The organism is Sulfuricurvum sp., from assembly GCF_041651515.1.
In the GTDB taxonomy this organism is placed as follows: domain Bacteria; phylum Campylobacterota; class Campylobacteria; order Campylobacterales; family Sulfurimonadaceae; genus Sulfuricurvum.
The window spans coordinates 17,007-36,461 of sequence record NZ_JBAZJF010000014.1 but is presented as its reverse complement, the minus strand read 5'-3'; the positions used below and the strand labels follow the sequence as shown (position 1 = coordinate 36,461).

Genomic DNA, 19,455 nt, shown 5'->3' with positions numbered 1-19,455 from the left:
GAAGCAATCAAAACTCATCTCTAAATCTATCGATCATTTAATAAATTATAGCAAAATTGCCTTTTACTTACAAGATAATATTGTATTATCTTAGTATTAATACCAAAACGAAGCCATATTGTGCATCAACATTGCAAGCAATCGCTCCATATGGCTAAAGTGTATTATCTATGTTATATATAAATTTATAGTTTGAATTATGTCATTAATATTGACTATAACCATATTTATAGCTATTATACTTCTACTATAAAGCAGTAAAGTAATACTAAAAGGAATTTATCTCATGAGTAATGAAAAAATAGATCGTAGAGTCGTTTTAGAGAGCAATAGTCTCGAAGAATTGTCAAAAATCGCCAATTCACTTGATTTAGAGAAATCGATCAATGAACGGGAAAGAATGGGTGCGGCGATTGAAAGTTTGCTCGAAATCAAACGCTTGTTCGATAAAGAGTTCATAGAATTGGATCAAACCTCTAAAGAGCGTATCCATACCATGATCGGGTTTGGGGAATACGGATCGAAAGAAGAAGTAGTTACCTCATCAATCGAAAAGTTGTTTGCCGAACATCGGGAAAAAATAATCAAGAAGATTGAAGCACTTTAACAAACCGATGAGATGTAATTTTCTTTGAAGACTAATACATACCCGTTATGCAGATTGATCACCGTTCCATCATGTTCCGGAGTTGCTTCTTTGATACAGATGTAGGCCTTATTGATGATATAGTGACGTGACTCGCGTTTTACAATATGGTCTATCGTAGAGGGATCACTTTCATTTACCTCTATCTCGTAATCGGGAAACATCGATTTAAAAATTCGCGTCACTGTTTTTGGTGAAAGTTCTCGTGACTGCGTGCGATAGAGATTTGGGTTGTCTTGAGGGTAATATCGCAGTTCACCCACTTTCATATTAGCGACAGTGCCCTTCAGATGTTTATCGCCATTAACATAGCCGATTTGTTTGATTTCATAATTCATTTTTTCTGCCTTTATGAATAAACCGTAAGTGTAAAATACTTTATTTAGCCCACTTAAAAAAATGGCATTTTGCAAGATACTCATAAATTGTGAATTCGGATAGTCAATAGCATGGTTTCGTATTGTGATGTAAATATTTTTTCAGAAAAACAGCATGTTTTCCTGAAAATATTGATGTGCTTGATAGATGTAATCTTTCGCATTCTTGGTACTTTAACACATACATCGAAGTAAAAATGGGGTTGTTTACTTTTCTATAACGATCTCATAACGTACATTGCGTCCATTGGTCCCCTCGATCTGTCGAATACATCCGATTTCAAGAAGCTGAGTAATATCTCTAGATGCCGTCGTCGATGCTGTATCGGTGATTGTCATGTATTTCTTTTTACTCAATGAGCCTTGAAAATTCTCAGCACCCATGTCGAGAATTTTATTGAGCACTTTGGTTTGTCGTGGATTAAGACCATACTCTCGATATTTATCCCAAAACGCTGTTTTTTGAACAATGTAGTTCAGCTTCTTTTTCGTATCGATGAGTGCGATATGCAAGGTCGTAAGAAACCATTCACACCACTGGGTGATATCCAAATGGTTTGATTCTTTATGCACATATCCCGTCGTTTTTTCCAACGCATGATAGTATCCGTTACGGTCATTATTGATAGCACTAGACATCGAATAAAGTCTTGAGATGCTCGATCGTTCTATCTTGGATAAAACCAGATCGGTAATCGCACGTCCGATTCTCCCGTTACCATCATCGAACGGATGGATAATGACAAACCACAGATGGGCTATACACGCTTTGATTAAACTGGGCGGCGTGGTATTGAACCATTGCAGATATTTTTCCATCTCATTTTCGAGAATGGATCGTGGAGGTGCTACATAGTAGGTCTTCTCTTTGCCTGCCGCTCCGCCGATGACCTCCATCGGCTCTTCGCCCCTAAAGGTTGCAACATTGATTTTTGATAACCCACTGTATCCTCGTGGAAAAAGAGCGTTATGCCATCCAAACAATCGCTCCAGTGTTAAAGGCTGATCATAATTGGTATTGGCATCGATGAGAATCTCGATGAGATAATCGGTACTCTCATCCCGTTTTGAGGCATCGATACCGGACAGTCCCAGCTTTCGAGCGACAGAGGCTTTGACACTGTCACGGTTAAGAATTTCCCCTTCGATCGCAGAGGTACTGATTGCTTCGCTCATCAGTGCTTCGAGTTGACGCTGAGCGATGTTGTCACTGTCCATTGTTTGGGTCATGGCAATAAGATACCCCTGCCCTAACGACACCTGCTGCATCAATTGCTCAAGTCGGGTTAGATCGTAGGTAAAATGGGGATAAGCTTCTTGCTCCCATATCCAGCGTTTCATACTCTTTATTGCCTTTTAGTCAATCGATTTGATTTAAGTGGATTGAATTATTAAGATAATCATACCATATTTAGTATGATTATAGTTCGTAATCGCCCCTTCTTTTGATCAATAACTGATCTCTATATCTTTAACAGCTAACGAAAGTACTATGCTGAATTGCTTCAAAAAATAAGACTCCTCCATGTACATAAGATTGAACTGTGGTATCAGGTGTTCGGTGCCCTAGCTTATCAGAGAGTTCTAAAAGTTCATACGGGTAAGAACTTCCATTTGGGAAAAAACGTTGACATTGGTATGTTGCAAATGAGTGGCGCAGAGAATGATAAGTACAATAGCGTTTTGTTACAGATTGAATTATCTCATTTATGTACTCAAAACAACTTACATTGATCGATTTGTTCAAAAAACCGTTATACTCGGAAAGTTCAAGAAAAAGAAAATTCGATTTTTTATCCAGCTTTGATCTCATCTCTAAAAATTCAGTAAAAATCTTTAAATGCTGTGGATTCTCAATATCAACATCAATCCTTCTTTTTGAACTGATTGTTTTCAATTTGAATCCTGTCTTTTTGATTCCTTTACTGTTGATATCCAAATGCAGTCTGTTTCCGTAAAGATAAATGTCTTTTAATAGCAATGTTGACACTTCCTTCAAACGGACCCCACAATAAAATCCAAGTAATACTATTACCTTCAATTGGTTCAGATACAGTTTGTGTTGCTTCCCAATTTTTTGAATTTGTTTCCAGGATTTGTATTTTTCCTCGATCTCGTCAATGATGCCATCAATTTCTTTTTTAAATACCAATGATTTTGGATAAAAAGAACTAGCTACATCAATCGTGATACCCTTTTTAGAATAATATTTGAAAAAACGGTTGATCTGTGCCTTTATCTTCTTTACTGATGTACTTTTATATTCTCGATTATCAAGCCGATTGCTAATTCTGAAAACTTCATGCTCTTTTATCGCATAAAAATTTTCAATCATTCCAAATAAATGTTTATTCAACAACCAAATATAATTCTTGGCCGTAGAAAGGCGTATGCGTCTTTTCTGTGTCAAATCAATTAGATAAATCAAATATTCATAAATCATTTCCAAATGCGGTGAATCACTGAATTTTAGTGCTTTATGCAGTTCAAACAAAGCATTTTCGATAAGCTCTTTTGGAGGCATATTGTCTTTATGTCTTAATAGCGCAATAAGGTCATCCAGTTCGTAAATATCAAACGTAATGACCTGCCAGTCCATTTCATCGTCCGGATCAAGCGGAGCCGGTCTTGCCAAGGCAGACTGGATTCGCTTGATTTCATCTTTCATCAGTTCTTGAGACACCGCTCCAGGAAACATCGCATCAATATCTGCTAACGACAACTGCACAGGTGTTACCGTTCCAGTACGAAGAGTTAAAGCAAATGGTGAGCTTAAATACATATAGCGGATTTTGGTAAGCTGCCGAAGTTCACCGATGCTAATATCCTGAATAGAAGATTTAGCCCTGTTAACGTTCACATTATTTTCATATTTATCAATATTTTTAAAAACCGTTTCACCAGTATTGGTAATACGGAAACGCACCTTTTCAAAAAGCCCTGAAACAAATTCATCCAGCAAAACAGTTTTATAAGGCTTAGGACCTCTTGTATCGACACCGGAAGCTAAAAAACTTTCCTCATAAATCACCAATACAACCTTACCTGAAGGAGTAAATACAAGATCTTTCCAGCAGATTTTTTTTAAGACCGAGGATGTGAAGGGTATAATGTGAAACAGCCGCAAATAACCATATATCTGCTGCAAAATATTCGAATCTTCGCGTTCAATTTTACAATAAGTTTCATAAGCATTGATAGCCTTATCAATTTTGTCCAATTTTGAATAGGATTTTGAGAGGAGTGCATTATGATTTGGATTGATTGACACCAATACAAGATTTCTGGGCAAATAAGATACTGATGATTTATGGATCAGTTCAAATTTCTTAAGACGCTTAAATTCACGATAAAGCATTTTGTCATACGTGGTGTGTTCCGCATCTGACTTTGGTTTTAATTGCTGATTGGCGAGATCTATGAATACTTTTAAAAATTGGATATCAAGTTTAAATTGGCCAGAAACTGTTTTGACAGTTTCCTGTTCATTCTTTAGTGCAATAAGCAACAAGCTTTTAAATTGCCCGCTAATGGAAGGGTGTTTGGCTATTTTGGACCTTAAAGTGTCATATGCTATGGAAAAACTATCGGTTGTATTCATAACTTGTCTACTCCATAGATTTGAGCGATATGTTGCAGCATTTCCCTTGTTGCACTGATATATTCACGCAGATTCATGGTTGAAAATATCCCTTCTTGTTCTCCACCGCTTATATAGTGTCCAAGAAGAGCTTCTAGATAGAAACTATTGAAATTATGCTCGATCGCATACTTGGTGATTATGTGTCTGCCAGTATTTAAAGGTACATGAGTAATAAACTTCTGAAGATGTTCAGGAGCTCCATAACTGTCCAAAAAATGAAGTGCTTTTTTTTCGCTGTATGGTTCAAGTTTCTCATCAACGATAAACATCACTTGTGTCACTTCAAATCCGAGGTCTTGTGCTATTTTACGATAACGCTCGATCAAGTTTTCAGCAATATCACATACGGGAATAATACGTGTGCCCGTAGAGATTGTTTCGGCTTTTTCACTGATCCTGATGGTATGCATGGACATAAATTCAAATGAATCAGATTTGGAAAACGTTCTCGTTCCTAAAGTGATCGATAGTGCAAAACGTAGTGCAATCGAATATATATTAAATTCGGCTACAGGACTTATTTGCAATCGTATAAGCCTATTCATATCGTTAAAAAACTGAATGGATTTTTGAATCTCAAGAACCCTGCTGGTACCCGCATATTCTGGCTTTACGGTTATTGAGAGTGCCGGTCTGAACAATTCTGGTGAAATACCTAGTAATTTGCAGACACTTTCATGCAAGTCCAAATCGATGTACATTTTCTCCATCATCTCTGAAAATGTTTCTGATCTTTTGAGCGTGGATGCATAGGCCAATCTTGATTCATCGCAGCTTTGATATTTTCCTACGCAAAACAATACACTCATATCTTCAATGGATTGTTCTCGTCTATATGTCGCAATGATTCTCCAGATATGTTTGAAATTGATTTTTATTTTTTTAGGGAATGTCTTTTGAAGCGATACCATAAAACCGATATATTCATTTGCCCATTTCTGACTTGTCAGTTGTGTAATTTCTTCTTCATCTAAAGCAAGTATCTGACTTTTTTGTCTTGACCAAAACATACGATACAGATGCGGAAGCCTATAGAAAATTTGCTTTTTCCCATTAACTAATAATTTTGAATCTGTTTCTTTCGAAAAGAGCTTAGGATCGATCATGACTTCGATTTCGTTCGTTTTATGATCATATTTAGCGATATTGTTGTTTTGCAAAAAAACACCTGTCACCGTTCTATGATAATCATAACCAGTAATAAGGGAAGTCAAAAATACGGACCTGAAAAAATCTTCCCTGTTAAATGCGTCATCCATTTTATTGCCAAAAACATGTTTGATAAACTCTTTCAAATGCTTTTTTGGAGGCACTTCGTAGTCACTCTTTAGCAATAGTGAGCGCTTGGTAATCTTCGCAGAAAATGCTTTATTTCTGTTGCGCTGCTGTGCAGCGTTAGGGATCGTATCCCGCTCTCCTAATATAGGGTCAGGATAAGCTCTTGTTCGTTTGGTTTCATTGTTTTTTTGTTCTATGGCTTCTTCACGCGTTGAAGGTTCAACCGGAATACTTAGATTTATCGATAAAGATCTGTTAAATGGTTCTACAACAGTATATTGTGATATTTTTTTGGATCTCTTTCCGCCATATCCTTGAGAAGGTTTGTCTTTGTAGATTAGTCCGCGCATTTTTTCGTGATTTTCACGGTAACTCGACATATAATGGCGAAGGTTATTATTAACCCCTTTCTGCCTCGTTTTTCCGGCTTGTGTTTTTCGGCTCGTTCTAAAGTGCCATTCGCCAATGTTATGGGAAATGCTGTCATAGCTGATGTAAAATGAAGATGTGCCTCCATCTTGGATTCTAAAGGAATTGGCCTCAATCAGATCATTTTCAAGAACATTATAAAAATTAAAAAGCCAATCGTTATCATTTTTATTAAAATAGACCTCTTCAAGGTATTCTTTATCGTCTTTGTTGATCAATGTCTCTTTTTTAATATATATCCCCGATAACAATTCAACTCCCCGTGTAACGCCACGGGCAACGTCATGATAAAATTTATCGTCCCTTTTATCAGCAGATTCTACTGATTCCTTTTGTCTGTATGTCAATTGATCGAAATGAAACTGAAACAATATTTTTGCCAGATTTTCCGGCATCTTATATTTCATCTCTTCAAATGAAGCATTTTGTGGCCAATACCAATATAAAGCATAATAAGCCCATGTCAATGGACTGTGTTGTATTACATTTGGAGCATGCTTCATGGTCTGCTGTAAAACGCCCTTATTTTGCTGTTTAACTATGTCAAAATATATTTCTTCCAATAATCGCATAAATAAAGGGGCGGGTCTGTCGATACCGGATAGTTTCAATACTTCATTGATCAGATTCTCATGTTTGTCAATAGCCGATCGGAATACAAAAATTGCTGCATATATCAAATTGCCGAGCAGCTCATCTTTTTGATAATCAAAATATTTGCTAATCTCTATTGGGATATTCTTTTGCATTAAGACTCAAGATATTGACTGATTGGTCTTGATATCAATGTGCCATTTTCGTGCATAAAATTTATATTCTCATCCGCTTTTTGATAGCGCTCAAATAAGTATAAAAATGCCTTGTCATAGTCTTTACTTTCTTTTAAAAAGAAGCCTCCAACTTTATCAGGTTTAAAGTATGGCCTTCTATTCCCTTTAAATTCTGTGTCTTCATGATTGCATTTGAATTCAATACAATTTTTTCCAACGTCAAACGCAATCATATTTTTACTGCTTGGTTTCTTTTTATTTTTGGAATTAGTCATCACCACAAAATGTTTTTTACCACAAATGCAGCATTCATAGCGATACACATTATTATTCATGTCATCTGTCACTAATATGTCTGAAGGCTTTTTAATATATTGAAGTTTTGGATAAACATATTCAAACTGCGGAGGCTTGATTCGCAATAAGGGATAGGTAACATATTTGATAAATTTTTTCATAAAGAGCTGCCCATATTTCTTGGGACTTAAATCTTTCAATACAGCTTCTATTCCTTGATAGTCTATATTTCCAGACGTAATTTTTTTTTCTCGTTCTTCCTGCCAAAAATCAAGAAAAATCAATCTATCTAACCAAGAACTTATTCGGACATCATCATCTACGTCAATGATTACCCATTTTATCTCGATTTTTTTTTGAACATCTTCACTAAGAGATTTTAAATATCTGAGTGTCTCTAGATTCTCCGAATAGTATATATATGTAGAATAATTTATAAATTCAGCAGAATGGTGTGATCCATTTAAACTGCCTTTTTTGGCATAAAAAATGATTGGCTTACTGATTAAAATAGTTATAAATTCAGGACTAATGTTATCAACAAATTTAAATTCTTTGTTTTGTGAATATATAAAATTCAATGAAAAAGTTTTTTGAATTCCTTCGATGACGGTTGATAATTTTTCCGTTCCGGTGACTACCTTCAAGCTTAATCCATATTCAGAAATAAAATATATACTTTTTAAAAATACATATTTTACTTTAGCTATCTTATTTTCGTATAAAGATTGTATTTTACTGCATTTTGTAATAAGTACCATCAAAAACAAGCCCACTAAAATACAGATCACCCTAATCCTCAAATTGATATTCCTCTACTACTTTATATAATACTATTTTTAGTATAAACCACACATGTTTTAAATCTATTTAGATACTTTATTTCTATTTATTTATTATAAAAGCTCTTTTTAGTGCTATAATTACTTTTATATACAATTTTGGGAGGGATTTGATGCGTTTTTCACTGTTAAGCGATGAAGAGATACTCAAAGAACTGGCACATCGCGTCGATCGAAGACGTCGTGAAAAAGAACTCAGCGATGCCGAACTGGTTGTAAAAAGCGGTACCAACCTCGCTACTCTCAAACGCTTCCGTGCTAACAAGGGGACGATATCTCTAACCAGTTTTATCCGAATTCTCAGAGGGTTGGGTGAACTCGATGCACTGAATGCACTTTTGGAATCAACCCAAACATTTAGCCCTGCACAACAAATCGAAAAACCGCTCAAAAAGCGGATCACTAAAAAGAAATCCAAACCCTCCAATTTTGCTTGGGGAGATGAATAATGGCTACACCGATTATTACTGTAACACTTTGGGGAAAGACCATTGGCTATTTGGGTTATGCTCCTGGACAAAATGAAATAGCGACGTTTGAATACGCACCTGATTTTGCAACCTCAGAGATTCAACTCTCACCCTTGGAGATGAAATATCCTCCTATGATACACTCATACCCATCAATCAGTCAGCGAACCTTTCATGGACTGCCCGGAATATTTGCCGATTCGCTTCCTGACAAATTCGGTAACAAGTTAATCGATCGTTTCTTTGCCGACAATGGGTTATCCCCATCCGATATCACCGCACTTGATCGTTTGGCGTACATCGGCAAACGAAGCATGGGTGCGTTCGAATATGAGCCCTCTAGCAACGATGACATGGCTATGAATGGAGGAAGCCTCAACATTCATCATCTTAATGAACTAGCAAATATGGTGTTGCGCGAAAAGAGCGATTTTAATCATAAATTATCCACCGCATCGCATGAAGAGATGTTAGCTCTTATCCGTGTAGGATCGAGCGCCGGAGGGGCAAGATCTAAAGCATTAGTAGCTCAAGACGCACAAGGGAGATTTTATGACGGTACCTTGGATGCAGGTGAGGATAAACGCTATTGGCTTTTGAAGTTTGATTCGGATGATAACAGCGATAAAGATCGCAAAGATCCTAAAGGGATGACTCGAATCGAATACATCTATTCCGTTATAGCCAAAGAATGTGGAATCGATATTCCCTCAACAACCTACATCACCGATAGTGATGATTTTCATTTTATGATCGAGCGGTTTGATCGTGAGATTGTTGATGGCAAGGTACGCAAAAAGCACTATGCTTCCTGGGCAGGCTTGCGACATTTCGATCGAGATCATGTGGGTGTCTACTCGTACGAGCAGTTGGTCATGACCTGTCGAGAACTGGGCTTGGGTCAGAATGAACTCAACGAGCTGTTTCGTCGCGCCATCTTTAACATCATCGGACGTAATCAAGACGATCATGCCAAAAATTTCGGCTTTATGATGGATCGTCGGGGCGTATGGTCACTCTCACCTGCGTTTGATATGACCTATGCGTATGACCCGCTTGGAAAGTGGACCGCACAGCATCAAATTTCACTTTCGGGTAAACGAGATCAATTTGAGCGAAACGATCTTTTGGCTTTTGCATCGAAGTGCAGCATAAGCGCAAAACATGCTAATGAAATGATTGATACCTCTCTGGAGGCTTTTAGTCGTTTTACACAGTTAGCTAAAGAGTATGAAGTGCCGAGTGAACTTTCCAAGCAGGTTGCCGGATCACTCAGAGTTAATAGCTTATAGTTCTTTATCTTCGATTTTATGGGTTATTGACAAGTCGTTCCTCAATAATCCTTGCACACTCCGCATCATCCGCCATCTCAATCGCATAATGCTCGATTGAGAGTTCAATGGCACGTTTAATCTGATACGCTTTTTTTTCATCCCCCGAAAAGGCTTCGATCAGAAGATCAACCGCTGTATGCGGCATCGTAAAACGCCATTGATGCTCGTCGTATGATTCGCCGCAGCGATCTGTATCCTTTGTATGGGAGGTTATAAAATTACCTCTGCGAACATGGCGTATCTGAGGGTCCTCTTCACCCTCGTAAATGCAAAACGGCTCCTCATTTTTGTGGTTGTGCTGTTTTTTTGGCGTCCGCTTATAGCGGATGACGTAGATTATCGCTCCCAGCAGTGCTATGATATTTAGCGCCATCCAAGTATTACTCATTTTCGTATCTCCTTAATTGTTTTGATAAGATTGGTTTTGGGAAAGACTGTCTAAAAAAGATCCAATACCCTTTTGGAAAACTCACATTCGGGATAAAAGATAATGGCAGCGGCCGTAAACGCGATTGTAAATAAAAAAATTGCCACCCCAAATTCTTCTATGCTGTGCACCCCTACCCCAGCAATCAATGCGGGGATAAAAAAGATCAAAGCACTCATCCATTGTTTAATGTGCATCGGTTTGTGTATCCCTTTTTGAGTTTGGCACTTATCAATAACTGCATTGACTCGGCTGCGGCTTCTGCATTGTCATATATCTCGCGAATCACACCGGTTGGTTTGAGTTTTTTGATGGAGCCGTATGTGCGAACGACCATCCACTCTCCAAAAAGATTGGGGATCAATTCAAGGGTGTAATAGCGCACCCTCCCCTTAACGCTTCGTATCATGGTCGTTTTCATAATCGTTCTTCTGCGAAATTGCATCTTTAATGTCACTTGCTTTGGATACATCTTCCATTAAATGACCTCCATTTCTGGATTTTTGGTACGCATCGATCTGCTCTTGAGCAATACCGCTCTCACAATATCCCCGTTTCATATCCTTGTTGTTGAGATATCGCCCGATTAAACCCAATAAACCGATAATGGTCAATATCGCGGCAATGATAGTTGTAGGATTGATCTGTTCATCGAATCCGTAGCTTTGTCCGTATTGATAGATGGCCAGGCCATAAATTTGTACCAGTACCAGCAGTGTCCAATAAATCAGTAATTTAGATATTCTTTTGCTCATGATCTGCCTTCTTCATGTACTCTTCACTTGTCTCATAATAATCTCCCACAAACTCATTCCACTCTTTAAGCTCCGGATCGGTTTTATAGAGTTCCGCCATCTCTTCAGCACCTTTGCGTATTTTTTCTTTGCGCTCTTCACGGGCTTTGGTTTTTGCGAGTCTCTCACTCAGTTGTCGAAACATCCAAGCCATCCAACCAAAGATACCGATCAGCATACTCGTTCCAATAACGATCTGTGTTGACACACTGATGCAATGGGGTTCATCCTGATGGAGAATTTCACATTGATCTTCAAGGATTTCGACCCCTATATTGCCTTTAAAGAGATAGCCCCCTTTGTGCTCCCACCCTTTTGCTGTAGAGATGAGAAGCGGATGAGCAGAATCATCTTTACAGATGATCTCCCCTCCCCTATCAACGTGATTGCCATAAAAATTCAGCCGATCGTGACGACTGCAAATATCATCTCCCCAGACCATAACTAAAAGTAAAAACAGCCCAACAATCGGTACGATCATCTCTTTGAGAAACGTTACGCTCACTCCACCCACTAAGAGTATCAGTCCCATCAATGCCATCATATCCATATCAAAGTGACTCATCTTTTCCCCTTTATGCCGCAATCGGCGCTTTAAAAGTCTTTTTTTCGGCTTCCTCAAACCAGCTCATATCAAACCCGCTCGCTCTGAGCAGTTCGTCGTAGAGTTTTTGCTTATAGCATTGAATATGTCTGAATCGCTCAGATAACAGGCGATGGAGGTTTTGGCTACCGGCAAAGAGCAATAAGGCAATAATCTTCTCATTCACCTCTTTGATGTTTTTGGGATAAGGTTTCATCATCGGAGCCGTACCGCTGATGGCGCATAGGTATCCATAGGTTTCACCCCGTGTGAGCGGCATCAATGCACTCACTAACGCTTCATCGCTAATCTGGGAAGCATGGATGAGAATCTGTTTCGTCCAGTTGGCATTTTTTGCGTGTTTAAGTCGAACGTTGCACGCCAATTTATCCACCTGCTTCAAATAATCGCGTTTCATCCACAGAAACTGTATTTGATCAAACATCTGAGAAAAAAACGCTCCGATACTTTTCGTGTCAATCCCCATGTTGTCATAGACAAAGACGCAGTTGCGGTGATGGTGCGCTATAGCATGCTCTATTGCTTCGATCAGAGCGAACTCTTCTGCCTCAAGTACATTCATAGCGTGGACAAAAACACTATGGCTTTGGTTCGTATAGAGGTTTTTTACCCCTATTCCCACCTCTTTGGTGAGGTGGTCATACGATGCATCACTGAGATATATGACATTATTTTCCATGGGGTGTCTCCTCCTTTTGGGAGTGTTCTGCATGCTTTTCCTCTTCATGCATCGTTTTAAGATCCCGTATACACTGACGGCTTTGCTTTAAAAGGATCCACAGTGTGAGAGACATAGAGATCACCATAAAGAGCAAGCTTGCTGCCAATAGCCATTTCATCGCTATGGCCTGCCCCACTCCCACACTTAAAACTAAATACCCGACACTGATTAGATAAAGTCGTTGACGCCGTTCATGTATGATAATCCGTAGCATCAAGACGCTAAGTCCCCAGTAAAAAAGACTTAGAAAAACGATATTACTCAGCTCTTGCGTCATCTTTTTCCTCCTCAACACCCAGCGTCACCGCCCGCAGAATCATCAACACTCCCATAACAGTGACTAAGACCATCCAATACGGAACGCTTGATGGCTCTGGAAAAGGTTTTTCAATCACCCTACACACTCCAGGATCATTAATGATCACATCCCCTTTCACAAATCCGGTCCCCTCTTCATATTTCCACCCGCTTAAGCGATCGACCCTAACACTCTCCCCTCTCCATAAACCGCATGACAATGCCCTCCCCTCATGAAACTGCTCCATCAAAAAACGCTCCCCTAGGTAATGTGTGTGGTTACTGTAGGCAATAGTAAATACTCCCACAATCACCACCATACCGACAAAAACAAACTCAGCCCCTCTTCCATAGAGGATAAATCCAGCTCCTATGAGCAGCAATATGCTCAACAGCCATACTTCGCCGGTACTGGTAACCAACATTTCAGGATGCATCTCATCGCTCCTCGTAAGTATGAGAGATCACCGCAGAGCGCTCATGGATACGATAATCTTTGTACTGACACAGATAGACACTTCGAATTTCACGTTTCAACACGCCACATACGTTGTACCAGGTAAATCCGAAAAAGCTTTTTTTATGGATTAGCTCTTGGGGGTGAAGACACAAAAGCTTTTCATAATCCAAGCCCATCCCTTTATGCTCAGTGTAGAGGGTCTGCTCTCCTTCAATCTCATATCGCTCTTCTACGGAGTCGTACCGAAGTATCGCATCACGGAAAATTTTATGCTGCTCGTCACATGAGACAAAATAAAAACGCTCTCCCTTAGGGTTGATGAGGATCTCTTTTCTCCCCTCATCAATGAGTAGATCGATATCGCTAAAACATACATGGCTCATGAAATCTCCTTTTTATTTGAGTTAAAATAAACGTACGTTTATTATTTAAGACATTATATACTCATATATAAACAATGTCAACGCTTTATATACTTATATGATTATATTAAATCACTTATTATTACTTATATGTAAATTTATGACATTTTGCAAAGTGGGTAGTCGGAAGTAGTAGTATTTGTATGAAATAAACGTTTGATTAGTAATAGTCTTATTAAATTCACAAATAAGACTTTTTAAGTCATTTAGTAAACATTTGAGGTGATTTAGATAGAATTTTATAAACAGCTATGTATTAGAGAGAAAATGGACAAATACGCTTTTAACGATCTTCTCAAAACCGCCGGTCTCTCCAAGAAAGAGTTTGCCGAAATTCTTGGAACCACCGGCGGAACGATTAGCAACTGGGGTAACGAGGGACGAGAGATCCCTTATTGGGTTGAATCTTGGCTTCATCTCTATATTGAGAACCAACACTGTAAGCAGATCAAAGAGGCAATAAGCAAAAGCGGCGTATGCGATTTAATGGATAAAAAATCCAAGTGAACTTTCTAACCTTTGACACATTTATCTCGATTCCGGTACTGATAGCCTTCTATTATCTGGGAGCATTGATGATCCCTGCCCTGCTTTGGATTAAACGACCATGGGTTATCAAAATAGCCGATGCTCTGATGCGCACATTTCCCATTACAACCTCACGACTGGTTCTGGGGTTCATGATTTTATTTGTCGGGTTTGAGATCATGTGGCGTATGATGTTTGAGATACTTATCGGGTATTTCAAGATGATTGAGTATTTGCAGCATATGGCTTCTTGAGACTTAAAATTACGTCTACTAAAACCCTCTCATCCATCTAGGTACCATTGTGCCCTCCCCTGCTCTCAGTGCATTATCAACTTGAGTAATCAATTTTTCAGAGTTCTTAAAAATCGTTCCGGAGATATGAACGCCGTATTTGATAATAATGTAGGTCATTTAATGGGGGAAATTTATTGGTTTATACTACGTGAATTCTCGATATTTACGTCATTTCACGCTATTTTTATAGCCATTTACATAAAAAATGCAGACCTATAAGTTACCTATTTTCCTTTGTTAGGGTATTTTGCGTAGGTCAAATAATGTACTAACTTTTTTTATGTAGGTCAAATAATGCCAGCAATTCAAAAATGTAGGTCATTTAATGGAATAAAAGCCTTTGATCGTTATTTCCTAACTATTATTAACTAAGTTCTTCTCTGTAAAAGAAATATATGCCATTTAATGATTCAAAATTACTTTTTTCACTTCATAACCAGTTTCTTAACATACACAAATTCATCATATTCTCATAAATACCTGTATTTTCATAAGTATTTATTATTGCTGTGTCGGTCATTTAATGGATAGTGTCGGTCATTTAATGGGATTTAGGGATAAATGTCGGTCATTTAATGGATAGTGTCGGTCATTTAATGGATAAAGTTCCCTATTTTACGGGCTTTGAGTTTTTCCTCTATAGAGTATTATAGATTATATAGAAATCTATAGTAGGGGGGTGAGGCTTTTGTGCCTCCCCTCCCCCTATTTTGAGAGTAAAGACTGAAGAGGAGCAGAAAAAGTGATTTTTGCATCTTCTTGTTTTCGATATAAAATTTTCTTGATCTTTTTTCGTCCAGATTCAGTTACTTCTTCTTCAAGTGCAGAAATACCAAATTTTTCCAATGTGTCTATATTGGATTCAATTTCACGACGAGCAGTTCTTATGGCATTTTCGCTGTCTTGAGGGTAACCTACTGTTGTTAACAGAGCTTTTATTTCCATCTTTGAAGCATCCTTGTGTGTCCAAAAGAAACGGACAATCGCTCTGAGTAATGCGCTTTGAATAGTTAACAACTTATCTAACTCATCGATATAACCGATAGTCAATTGTCCTTCAATGTAATTTCTATATTTCGAAGAGAATACAATTTTAAATTCTCCTGTCTCAGGAATTGCACCATCATCTTCGAGAATTTGAAATGCATAATATTTTTTACTGTGGTCTTCCATTTCTATGGACGTATTACGGATTTCTCGAATCTTTGTCCGTAGCCAAGTATGGTTTGAACCGGCTGTATTTCCGTATCGTTTTAAAACATCCGTTTCATTAAAAAATACAGCAACGCTGCCGCCTTCCAATTCTTCGATATTATTAGCAGATGCAAAAATACAGTCTAGTAGATCTCTGTGAACTTGCGTTAAAATATTACCTGTAACAAGAACTTTACCCCACGATGTACTAATTGCACGAGAGCGTTTGTTTTTAATAAAATTTTTGTAAATAAGACTTGTAGAAGAAACTTTTTCAATGGGTGCCCATAGTCCGGTTCTAAGTTCTGAAACAGAAACGTTAGATCGTTCCATTTTTGAAATAATATCAATCTCAAATTTACTTTGATTCGGGGAATCTTTTCTTTTTGCCATCTAATCTCCAATAAATACTGAATTGAATCGTTCCGAACGACCGAGAGTAGTTGAGTTATCTTGATTAGGGAAAATTTGTCGTTCAACTTCGCTTGATTTTAAAATTGCACCAGCATTATAATTATCTTTTGCTAGACGAACAAGTCGCATATGTAATTTTGATTCATCTATCTCTTTCTCTTTGTTTCTTATGCGATCAACTTCATAATGAAGGCGTGCTGCATCAACTATAGCCCCTGCTCCACGAGAGCCAGCAGTTCCTTTTGTTGAATGATGAATAAAGATAATAGTTTTCTCGTTTTTTCCTGCATATTCAGTAAATAGCTGCATGAAAAATCGAGCATGTCCATTATTATTTTCATCACCTCCAAAAAAAGCAATAAGTGGATCAAGAATAATTAAATCGTAAGGGTCAAAAACTTTTTTCATATCATGCCAAATAGGATCCGTTGTTACTTTATTTCCAATGATATTTAGTAAATGTGGAGTTGCGTCATCTGCAATATCTATTTTAAGATTTGGCACAGAATTGTCAAGTACTCCTGATAAAATTTTATTTAAACGTGATTTTGAAAGAGACTTTGGATCTTCTGAAAGCCATAAGAATGCCTTAGATGATTTATTTTGAATACAAAAACGTGCGGCAATTTGTAATACGGTCCAAGTTTTTCCAGATCCCCCAGGTGCAGTAACTAATGAAACAGTGTTTCGAGGAATAGGAAGCCAATCTTTTAGAATGAATTCAACTTCTTTTTCTTCAATTTCCTCATGATTTGTAGGATGTGGTAATCGTCGATCTATACTCATTCCCTCTTCAAGTGCTACAATTAATTCTTTGGCCGCATTTATTGGATCTTCTGCTTGGGCAGCTTTTTTAAATTGTGTTGATAATCCCAAAAGAGTTCTTCTATCTTTATATTTTGCAAGTTCTTGGATATAAGGAGTAATGTTAGCTATCGGGTTGGCAGTTAGAACTTCAACCATTATTCTTTCATCAAATTGCCCAATTCGATTTAGTTCAGATCTCAAAAATTCTTCATCAATAGGTTTATCCATTGCAGTTAAATTGATCATAGCAGTATAAATATTTTGATGGGCAACAAGATAAAAATGGTCACGTGAAAGTTGATTCGATATATATGTAAAATCACTAGGATTAAAAATAATAGAAGACAATATAGATCTTTCAAATGGAATATTGTAGATCTCTAACTCGTCATTCATGATTTCCCCTATTTACCTATATTCACTTGATTGTATTATATCCAAAATTGCTACATTGAAATATGTTCAGTGTTTCCCGGGGAAACAGTTGAATAAGCATAAATTGATTACGTACTTTTTGAAAATATAAATTAATAAGTAAAGAAACATCATATGAAATATTAGGTGACTACTAAAAATATGAAAAAATATTGGTATAATCATTTTGAGAAATCTAAGATGCTATATTTTTTTAGAAAACTTTATGAGTTTCCCCGGGAAACACTTAAAAAAGGACATATATTTATGAGGTCAAACATAATCACATTGGCTCATCAAAAAGGCGGTACAGGAAAATCAACATTGGCATGGAATGTTGCTATAGAACTCGGACTGAACTATAAAAAGTATGGATTTAAAGACTTTGTATTTGTAGATCTAGACAATCAAGAATCTGTAACCATGACAAATAGACTCAGAATGCAATATGGACAACAACCGCTTTATATAACACGTTTTACGGATCGAGAGGGCGAACAATTTCGTGATTTTATAAATGAAATAGACGATGAGACTTTAGTGGTCATAGATTCTGGTGGGTACGATGCAGACTTAAACCGTCTTGCTATCATAGCAAGCGATTATGTTATTACCCCTGTGTCATCTGATTATATGGAGATATTTGGACTTCAAAAATTTAAAAATATTTTAGCGGAACTTTCAGCGTTAAAAGGGGAGGGCGAAACTGTAAAAGTGAATGTCCTTTTAAATAAAATTGATCCAAAAGCTAAATCATTTGATGACATAGAAGAATTTATTAGAGAGACAAAATATTTTAATTTGATGGAAACTGTAATAAGGTTTCGATCGGATTTCAAGCATTCAATTGGATATGGTTTTAGTGTTGCAGAATTGGATAAAAATAGTAAAGCTACCGCCGAGGTGAAAATGCTTATTAAAGAAATTGAAACGAAAGCAGGGCTGATAAATGGCAAAGCGTAATAGAATAACAGCAGAACTATCCCAAACGATAGCGGAATCTGCACCACTTGTGAAAATGGTACCTAAGCAAATCACTATTGATGGATCAGAAACACACGCTGATATAGAAATTTCTAAATTGGATCATAACCCGTTTCAACCTCGTATAGAAATGGATTCAAATGAACTCTCTGAATTGGTTCAGTCCATCGAAAAAAATGGACTTTTGCAACCAATTTTGGTTACATCTAATCAGAATGGCAAATATACGATTTTGGCAGGACATAGGCGTGCAGAAGCATTTAAAATATTAGGAAAAGAAAAAATACCTTGTATGCTGAAAAACGATGTTTCAAGACAAGATATGGCTGTTTTTGCAATAGCAGAAAATGCTGTTCGCGTAGATTTAAATCCTATTGAATTTGCAATTTCTATGCAACATCTACTTGATGAAGGTGTTGTGGAAAGCCAAAATAAGTTAGCAGAACATATAGGATTGTCAAAGGGGCATGTTTCAAAAATAATGGGTATTTTGAAATTACCATCAAATATTATAAAAATGGTCAAAGAAGATAATTACAATATCGTTTATATTCTGTCTATTTTAAATAAAGTGGCTCCAGATAAAATTAAATCAGCCTATGAAGAAATAAAGTCTTTAGGTAGAGATGATGCTGAAAGTGTTTTAAAAACAAAATATTTGAGTAAAGGTAAGGACACAGCTGCTTTACCAATTTTTAAAGCCAAACAGACAAAAGATAAAATCAAAATTGATATTAATATCGCTGGCATGAATGAAGCCAAGCTAGTGAAGTTGAATGATGCTATTAAAAAAATGATTGCAGAATTTGAATAAAGAGGGGGTTTTACAACTTCCATGAGAGTCTCAACGGTTATGAAAGAGAGTATCGCCTTTATCTACGATCATGTCCTCCTTGAAGAGAGGGAACACCCTTTGCTAGAACGTTACGCATGATACGATTACTCAAAAAGCTGTTTGGCAGACGCAGTAAATCTTACAAAGAATACCACATCACCAACCTCGCATT

The 19,455-nt window shown here is 37.3% G+C and carries 23 protein-coding genes; 7 read left to right on the top strand and 16 right to left on the bottom strand.

Annotated elements, in window-relative coordinates; genetic code table 11:
* Positions 1 to 286: 286 nt before the first annotated feature.
* Entirely contained in the window at positions 287 to 607 is a 321-nt protein-coding gene (locus WC407_RS14540; RefSeq protein ID WP_299991268.1) for a hypothetical protein, read from the top strand.
* Here the strand turns inward: WC407_RS14540 and WC407_RS14535 are convergent.
* The 5 genes from WC407_RS14535 to WC407_RS14515 form a co-directional block, all read right to left on the bottom strand.
* On the bottom strand, positions 604 to 984 hold the full coding sequence (locus WC407_RS14535) for a hypothetical protein (protein ID WP_299991270.1): 381 nt from the start codon (positions 982 to 984) through the stop codon (positions 604 to 606). The two genes, WC407_RS14540 and WC407_RS14535, sit on opposite strands and share 4 nt — an antisense overlap.
* Before the next feature lie 246 nt (positions 985 to 1,230).
* Positions 1,231 to 2,364, bottom strand: a complete 1,134-nt coding sequence (locus tag WC407_RS14530; RefSeq protein ID WP_299991272.1) for a Fic family protein — start codon at positions 2,362 to 2,364, stop codon at positions 1,231 to 1,233.
* 130 nt (positions 2,365 to 2,494) lie between these two features.
* Entirely contained in the window at positions 2,495 to 4,624 is a 2,130-nt protein-coding gene (locus WC407_RS14525) for a site-specific integrase (protein ID WP_299991274.1), read from the bottom strand.
* Positions 4,621 to 7,122, bottom strand: a complete 2,502-nt coding sequence (locus tag WC407_RS14520) for a hypothetical protein (RefSeq protein ID WP_299991276.1) — start codon at positions 7,120 to 7,122, stop codon at positions 4,621 to 4,623. Before WC407_RS14520 ends, WC407_RS14525 begins: the two co-directional genes overlap by 4 nt.
* Entirely contained in the window at positions 7,122 to 8,231 is a 1,110-nt protein-coding gene (locus tag WC407_RS14515; RefSeq protein ID WP_299991279.1) for a hypothetical protein, read from the bottom strand. Before WC407_RS14515 ends, WC407_RS14520 begins: the two co-directional genes overlap by 1 nt.
* Positions 8,232 to 8,395: 164 nt before the next feature.
* On the opposite strand from WC407_RS14515, the gene WC407_RS14510 reads away from it, so the two are divergent.
* A complete protein-coding gene (locus WC407_RS14510) occupies positions 8,396 to 8,731 on the top strand; it encodes a transcriptional regulator, XRE family protein (RefSeq protein ID WP_299991282.1) in 336 nt (111 codons plus the stop codon).
* Positions 8,731 to 10,044: a type II toxin-antitoxin system HipA family toxin gene (locus WC407_RS14505; protein WP_299991285.1), complete on the top strand. Its 1,314-nt coding sequence runs from the start codon at positions 8,731 to 8,733 to the stop codon at positions 10,042 to 10,044. Before WC407_RS14510 ends, WC407_RS14505 begins: the two co-directional genes overlap by 1 nt.
* Positions 10,045 to 10,060: 16 nt before the next feature.
* Here WC407_RS14505 and WC407_RS14500 read toward each other — a convergent pair whose 3' ends face one another.
* From WC407_RS14500 to WC407_RS14460, 9 genes are read right to left on the bottom strand one after another with little or no spacing between them, the layout of a single operon-like run.
* Positions 10,061 to 10,474 carry a hypothetical protein gene (locus tag WC407_RS14500; protein ID WP_299991288.1) on the bottom strand — a complete coding sequence of 138 codons (414 nt, stop codon included), beginning with the start codon at positions 10,472 to 10,474 and terminating at the stop codon, positions 10,061 to 10,063.
* 50 nt (positions 10,475 to 10,524) lie between these two features.
* Complete coding sequence (locus WC407_RS14495; RefSeq protein WP_299991291.1) at positions 10,525 to 10,710, bottom strand: hypothetical protein; 186 nt, start codon at positions 10,708 to 10,710, stop codon at positions 10,525 to 10,527.
* Positions 10,689 to 10,934 (bottom strand): WGR domain-containing protein, encoded by a 246-nt coding sequence (locus tag WC407_RS14490; protein WP_299991294.1) that lies wholly within the window; start codon positions 10,932 to 10,934, stop codon positions 10,689 to 10,691. The genes WC407_RS14495 and WC407_RS14490 overlap by 22 nt, the downstream gene beginning before the upstream one ends.
* Positions 10,906 to 11,268, bottom strand: a complete 363-nt coding sequence (locus tag WC407_RS14485; RefSeq protein WP_299991297.1) for a hypothetical protein — start codon at positions 11,266 to 11,268, stop codon at positions 10,906 to 10,908. The genes WC407_RS14490 and WC407_RS14485 overlap by 29 nt, the downstream gene beginning before the upstream one ends.
* A complete protein-coding gene (locus WC407_RS14480) occupies positions 11,249 to 11,872 on the bottom strand; it encodes a hypothetical protein (protein ID WP_299991301.1) in 624 nt (207 codons plus the stop codon). The genes WC407_RS14485 and WC407_RS14480 overlap by 20 nt, the downstream gene beginning before the upstream one ends.
* A gap of 10 nt (positions 11,873 to 11,882) precedes the next feature.
* Positions 11,883 to 12,590, bottom strand: a complete 708-nt coding sequence (locus tag WC407_RS14475; protein ID WP_299991304.1) for a hypothetical protein — start codon at positions 12,588 to 12,590, stop codon at positions 11,883 to 11,885.
* A complete protein-coding gene (locus tag WC407_RS14470; RefSeq protein ID WP_299991306.1) occupies positions 12,580 to 12,909 on the bottom strand; it encodes a hypothetical protein in 330 nt (109 codons plus the stop codon). The genes WC407_RS14475 and WC407_RS14470 overlap by 11 nt, the downstream gene beginning before the upstream one ends.
* Positions 12,890 to 13,366, bottom strand: a complete 477-nt coding sequence (locus WC407_RS14465; protein ID WP_299991309.1) for a hypothetical protein — start codon at positions 13,364 to 13,366, stop codon at positions 12,890 to 12,892. Before WC407_RS14465 ends, WC407_RS14470 begins: the two co-directional genes overlap by 20 nt.
* A gap of 1 nt (position 13,367) precedes the next feature.
* Positions 13,368 to 13,772: a hypothetical protein gene (locus tag WC407_RS14460; protein WP_299991312.1), complete on the bottom strand. Its 405-nt coding sequence runs from the start codon at positions 13,770 to 13,772 to the stop codon at positions 13,368 to 13,370.
* A gap of 306 nt (positions 13,773 to 14,078) precedes the next feature.
* On the opposite strand from WC407_RS14460, the gene WC407_RS14455 reads away from it, so the two are divergent.
* On the top strand, positions 14,079 to 14,318 hold the full coding sequence (locus WC407_RS14455; protein WP_299991314.1) for a DNA-binding transcriptional regulator: 240 nt from the start codon (positions 14,079 to 14,081) through the stop codon (positions 14,316 to 14,318).
* Positions 14,315 to 14,593: a DUF4282 domain-containing protein gene (locus tag WC407_RS14450; protein WP_299991316.1), complete on the top strand. Its 279-nt coding sequence runs from the start codon at positions 14,315 to 14,317 to the stop codon at positions 14,591 to 14,593. The genes WC407_RS14455 and WC407_RS14450 overlap by 4 nt, the downstream gene beginning before the upstream one ends.
* A gap of 747 nt (positions 14,594 to 15,340) precedes the next feature.
* On the opposite strand, the gene WC407_RS14445 is transcribed toward WC407_RS14450, so the two are convergent.
* Both WC407_RS14445 and WC407_RS14440 read right to left on the bottom strand, forming a co-directional pair.
* A complete protein-coding gene (locus WC407_RS14445; protein ID WP_299991317.1) occupies positions 15,341 to 16,222 on the bottom strand; it encodes a hypothetical protein in 882 nt (293 codons plus the stop codon).
* On the bottom strand, positions 16,223 to 17,446 hold the full coding sequence (locus tag WC407_RS14440) for a DnaB-like helicase N-terminal domain-containing protein (RefSeq protein ID WP_299991319.1): 1,224 nt from the start codon (positions 17,444 to 17,446) through the stop codon (positions 16,223 to 16,225).
* A gap of 180 nt (positions 17,447 to 17,626) precedes the next feature.
* On the opposite strand from WC407_RS14440, the gene WC407_RS14435 reads away from it, so the two are divergent.
* Both WC407_RS14435 and WC407_RS14430 read left to right on the top strand, forming a co-directional pair.
* Positions 17,627 to 18,427, top strand: coding sequence for a ParA family protein (locus tag WC407_RS14435; RefSeq protein ID WP_373023372.1), 801 nt, complete (start codon positions 17,627 to 17,629; stop codon positions 18,425 to 18,427).
* Entirely contained in the window at positions 18,414 to 19,262 is an 849-nt protein-coding gene (locus tag WC407_RS14430; protein ID WP_299991323.1) for a ParB/RepB/Spo0J family partition protein, read from the top strand. The genes WC407_RS14435 and WC407_RS14430 overlap by 14 nt, the downstream gene beginning before the upstream one ends.
* The last annotated feature ends 193 nt before the right edge of the window (positions 19,263 to 19,455 follow it).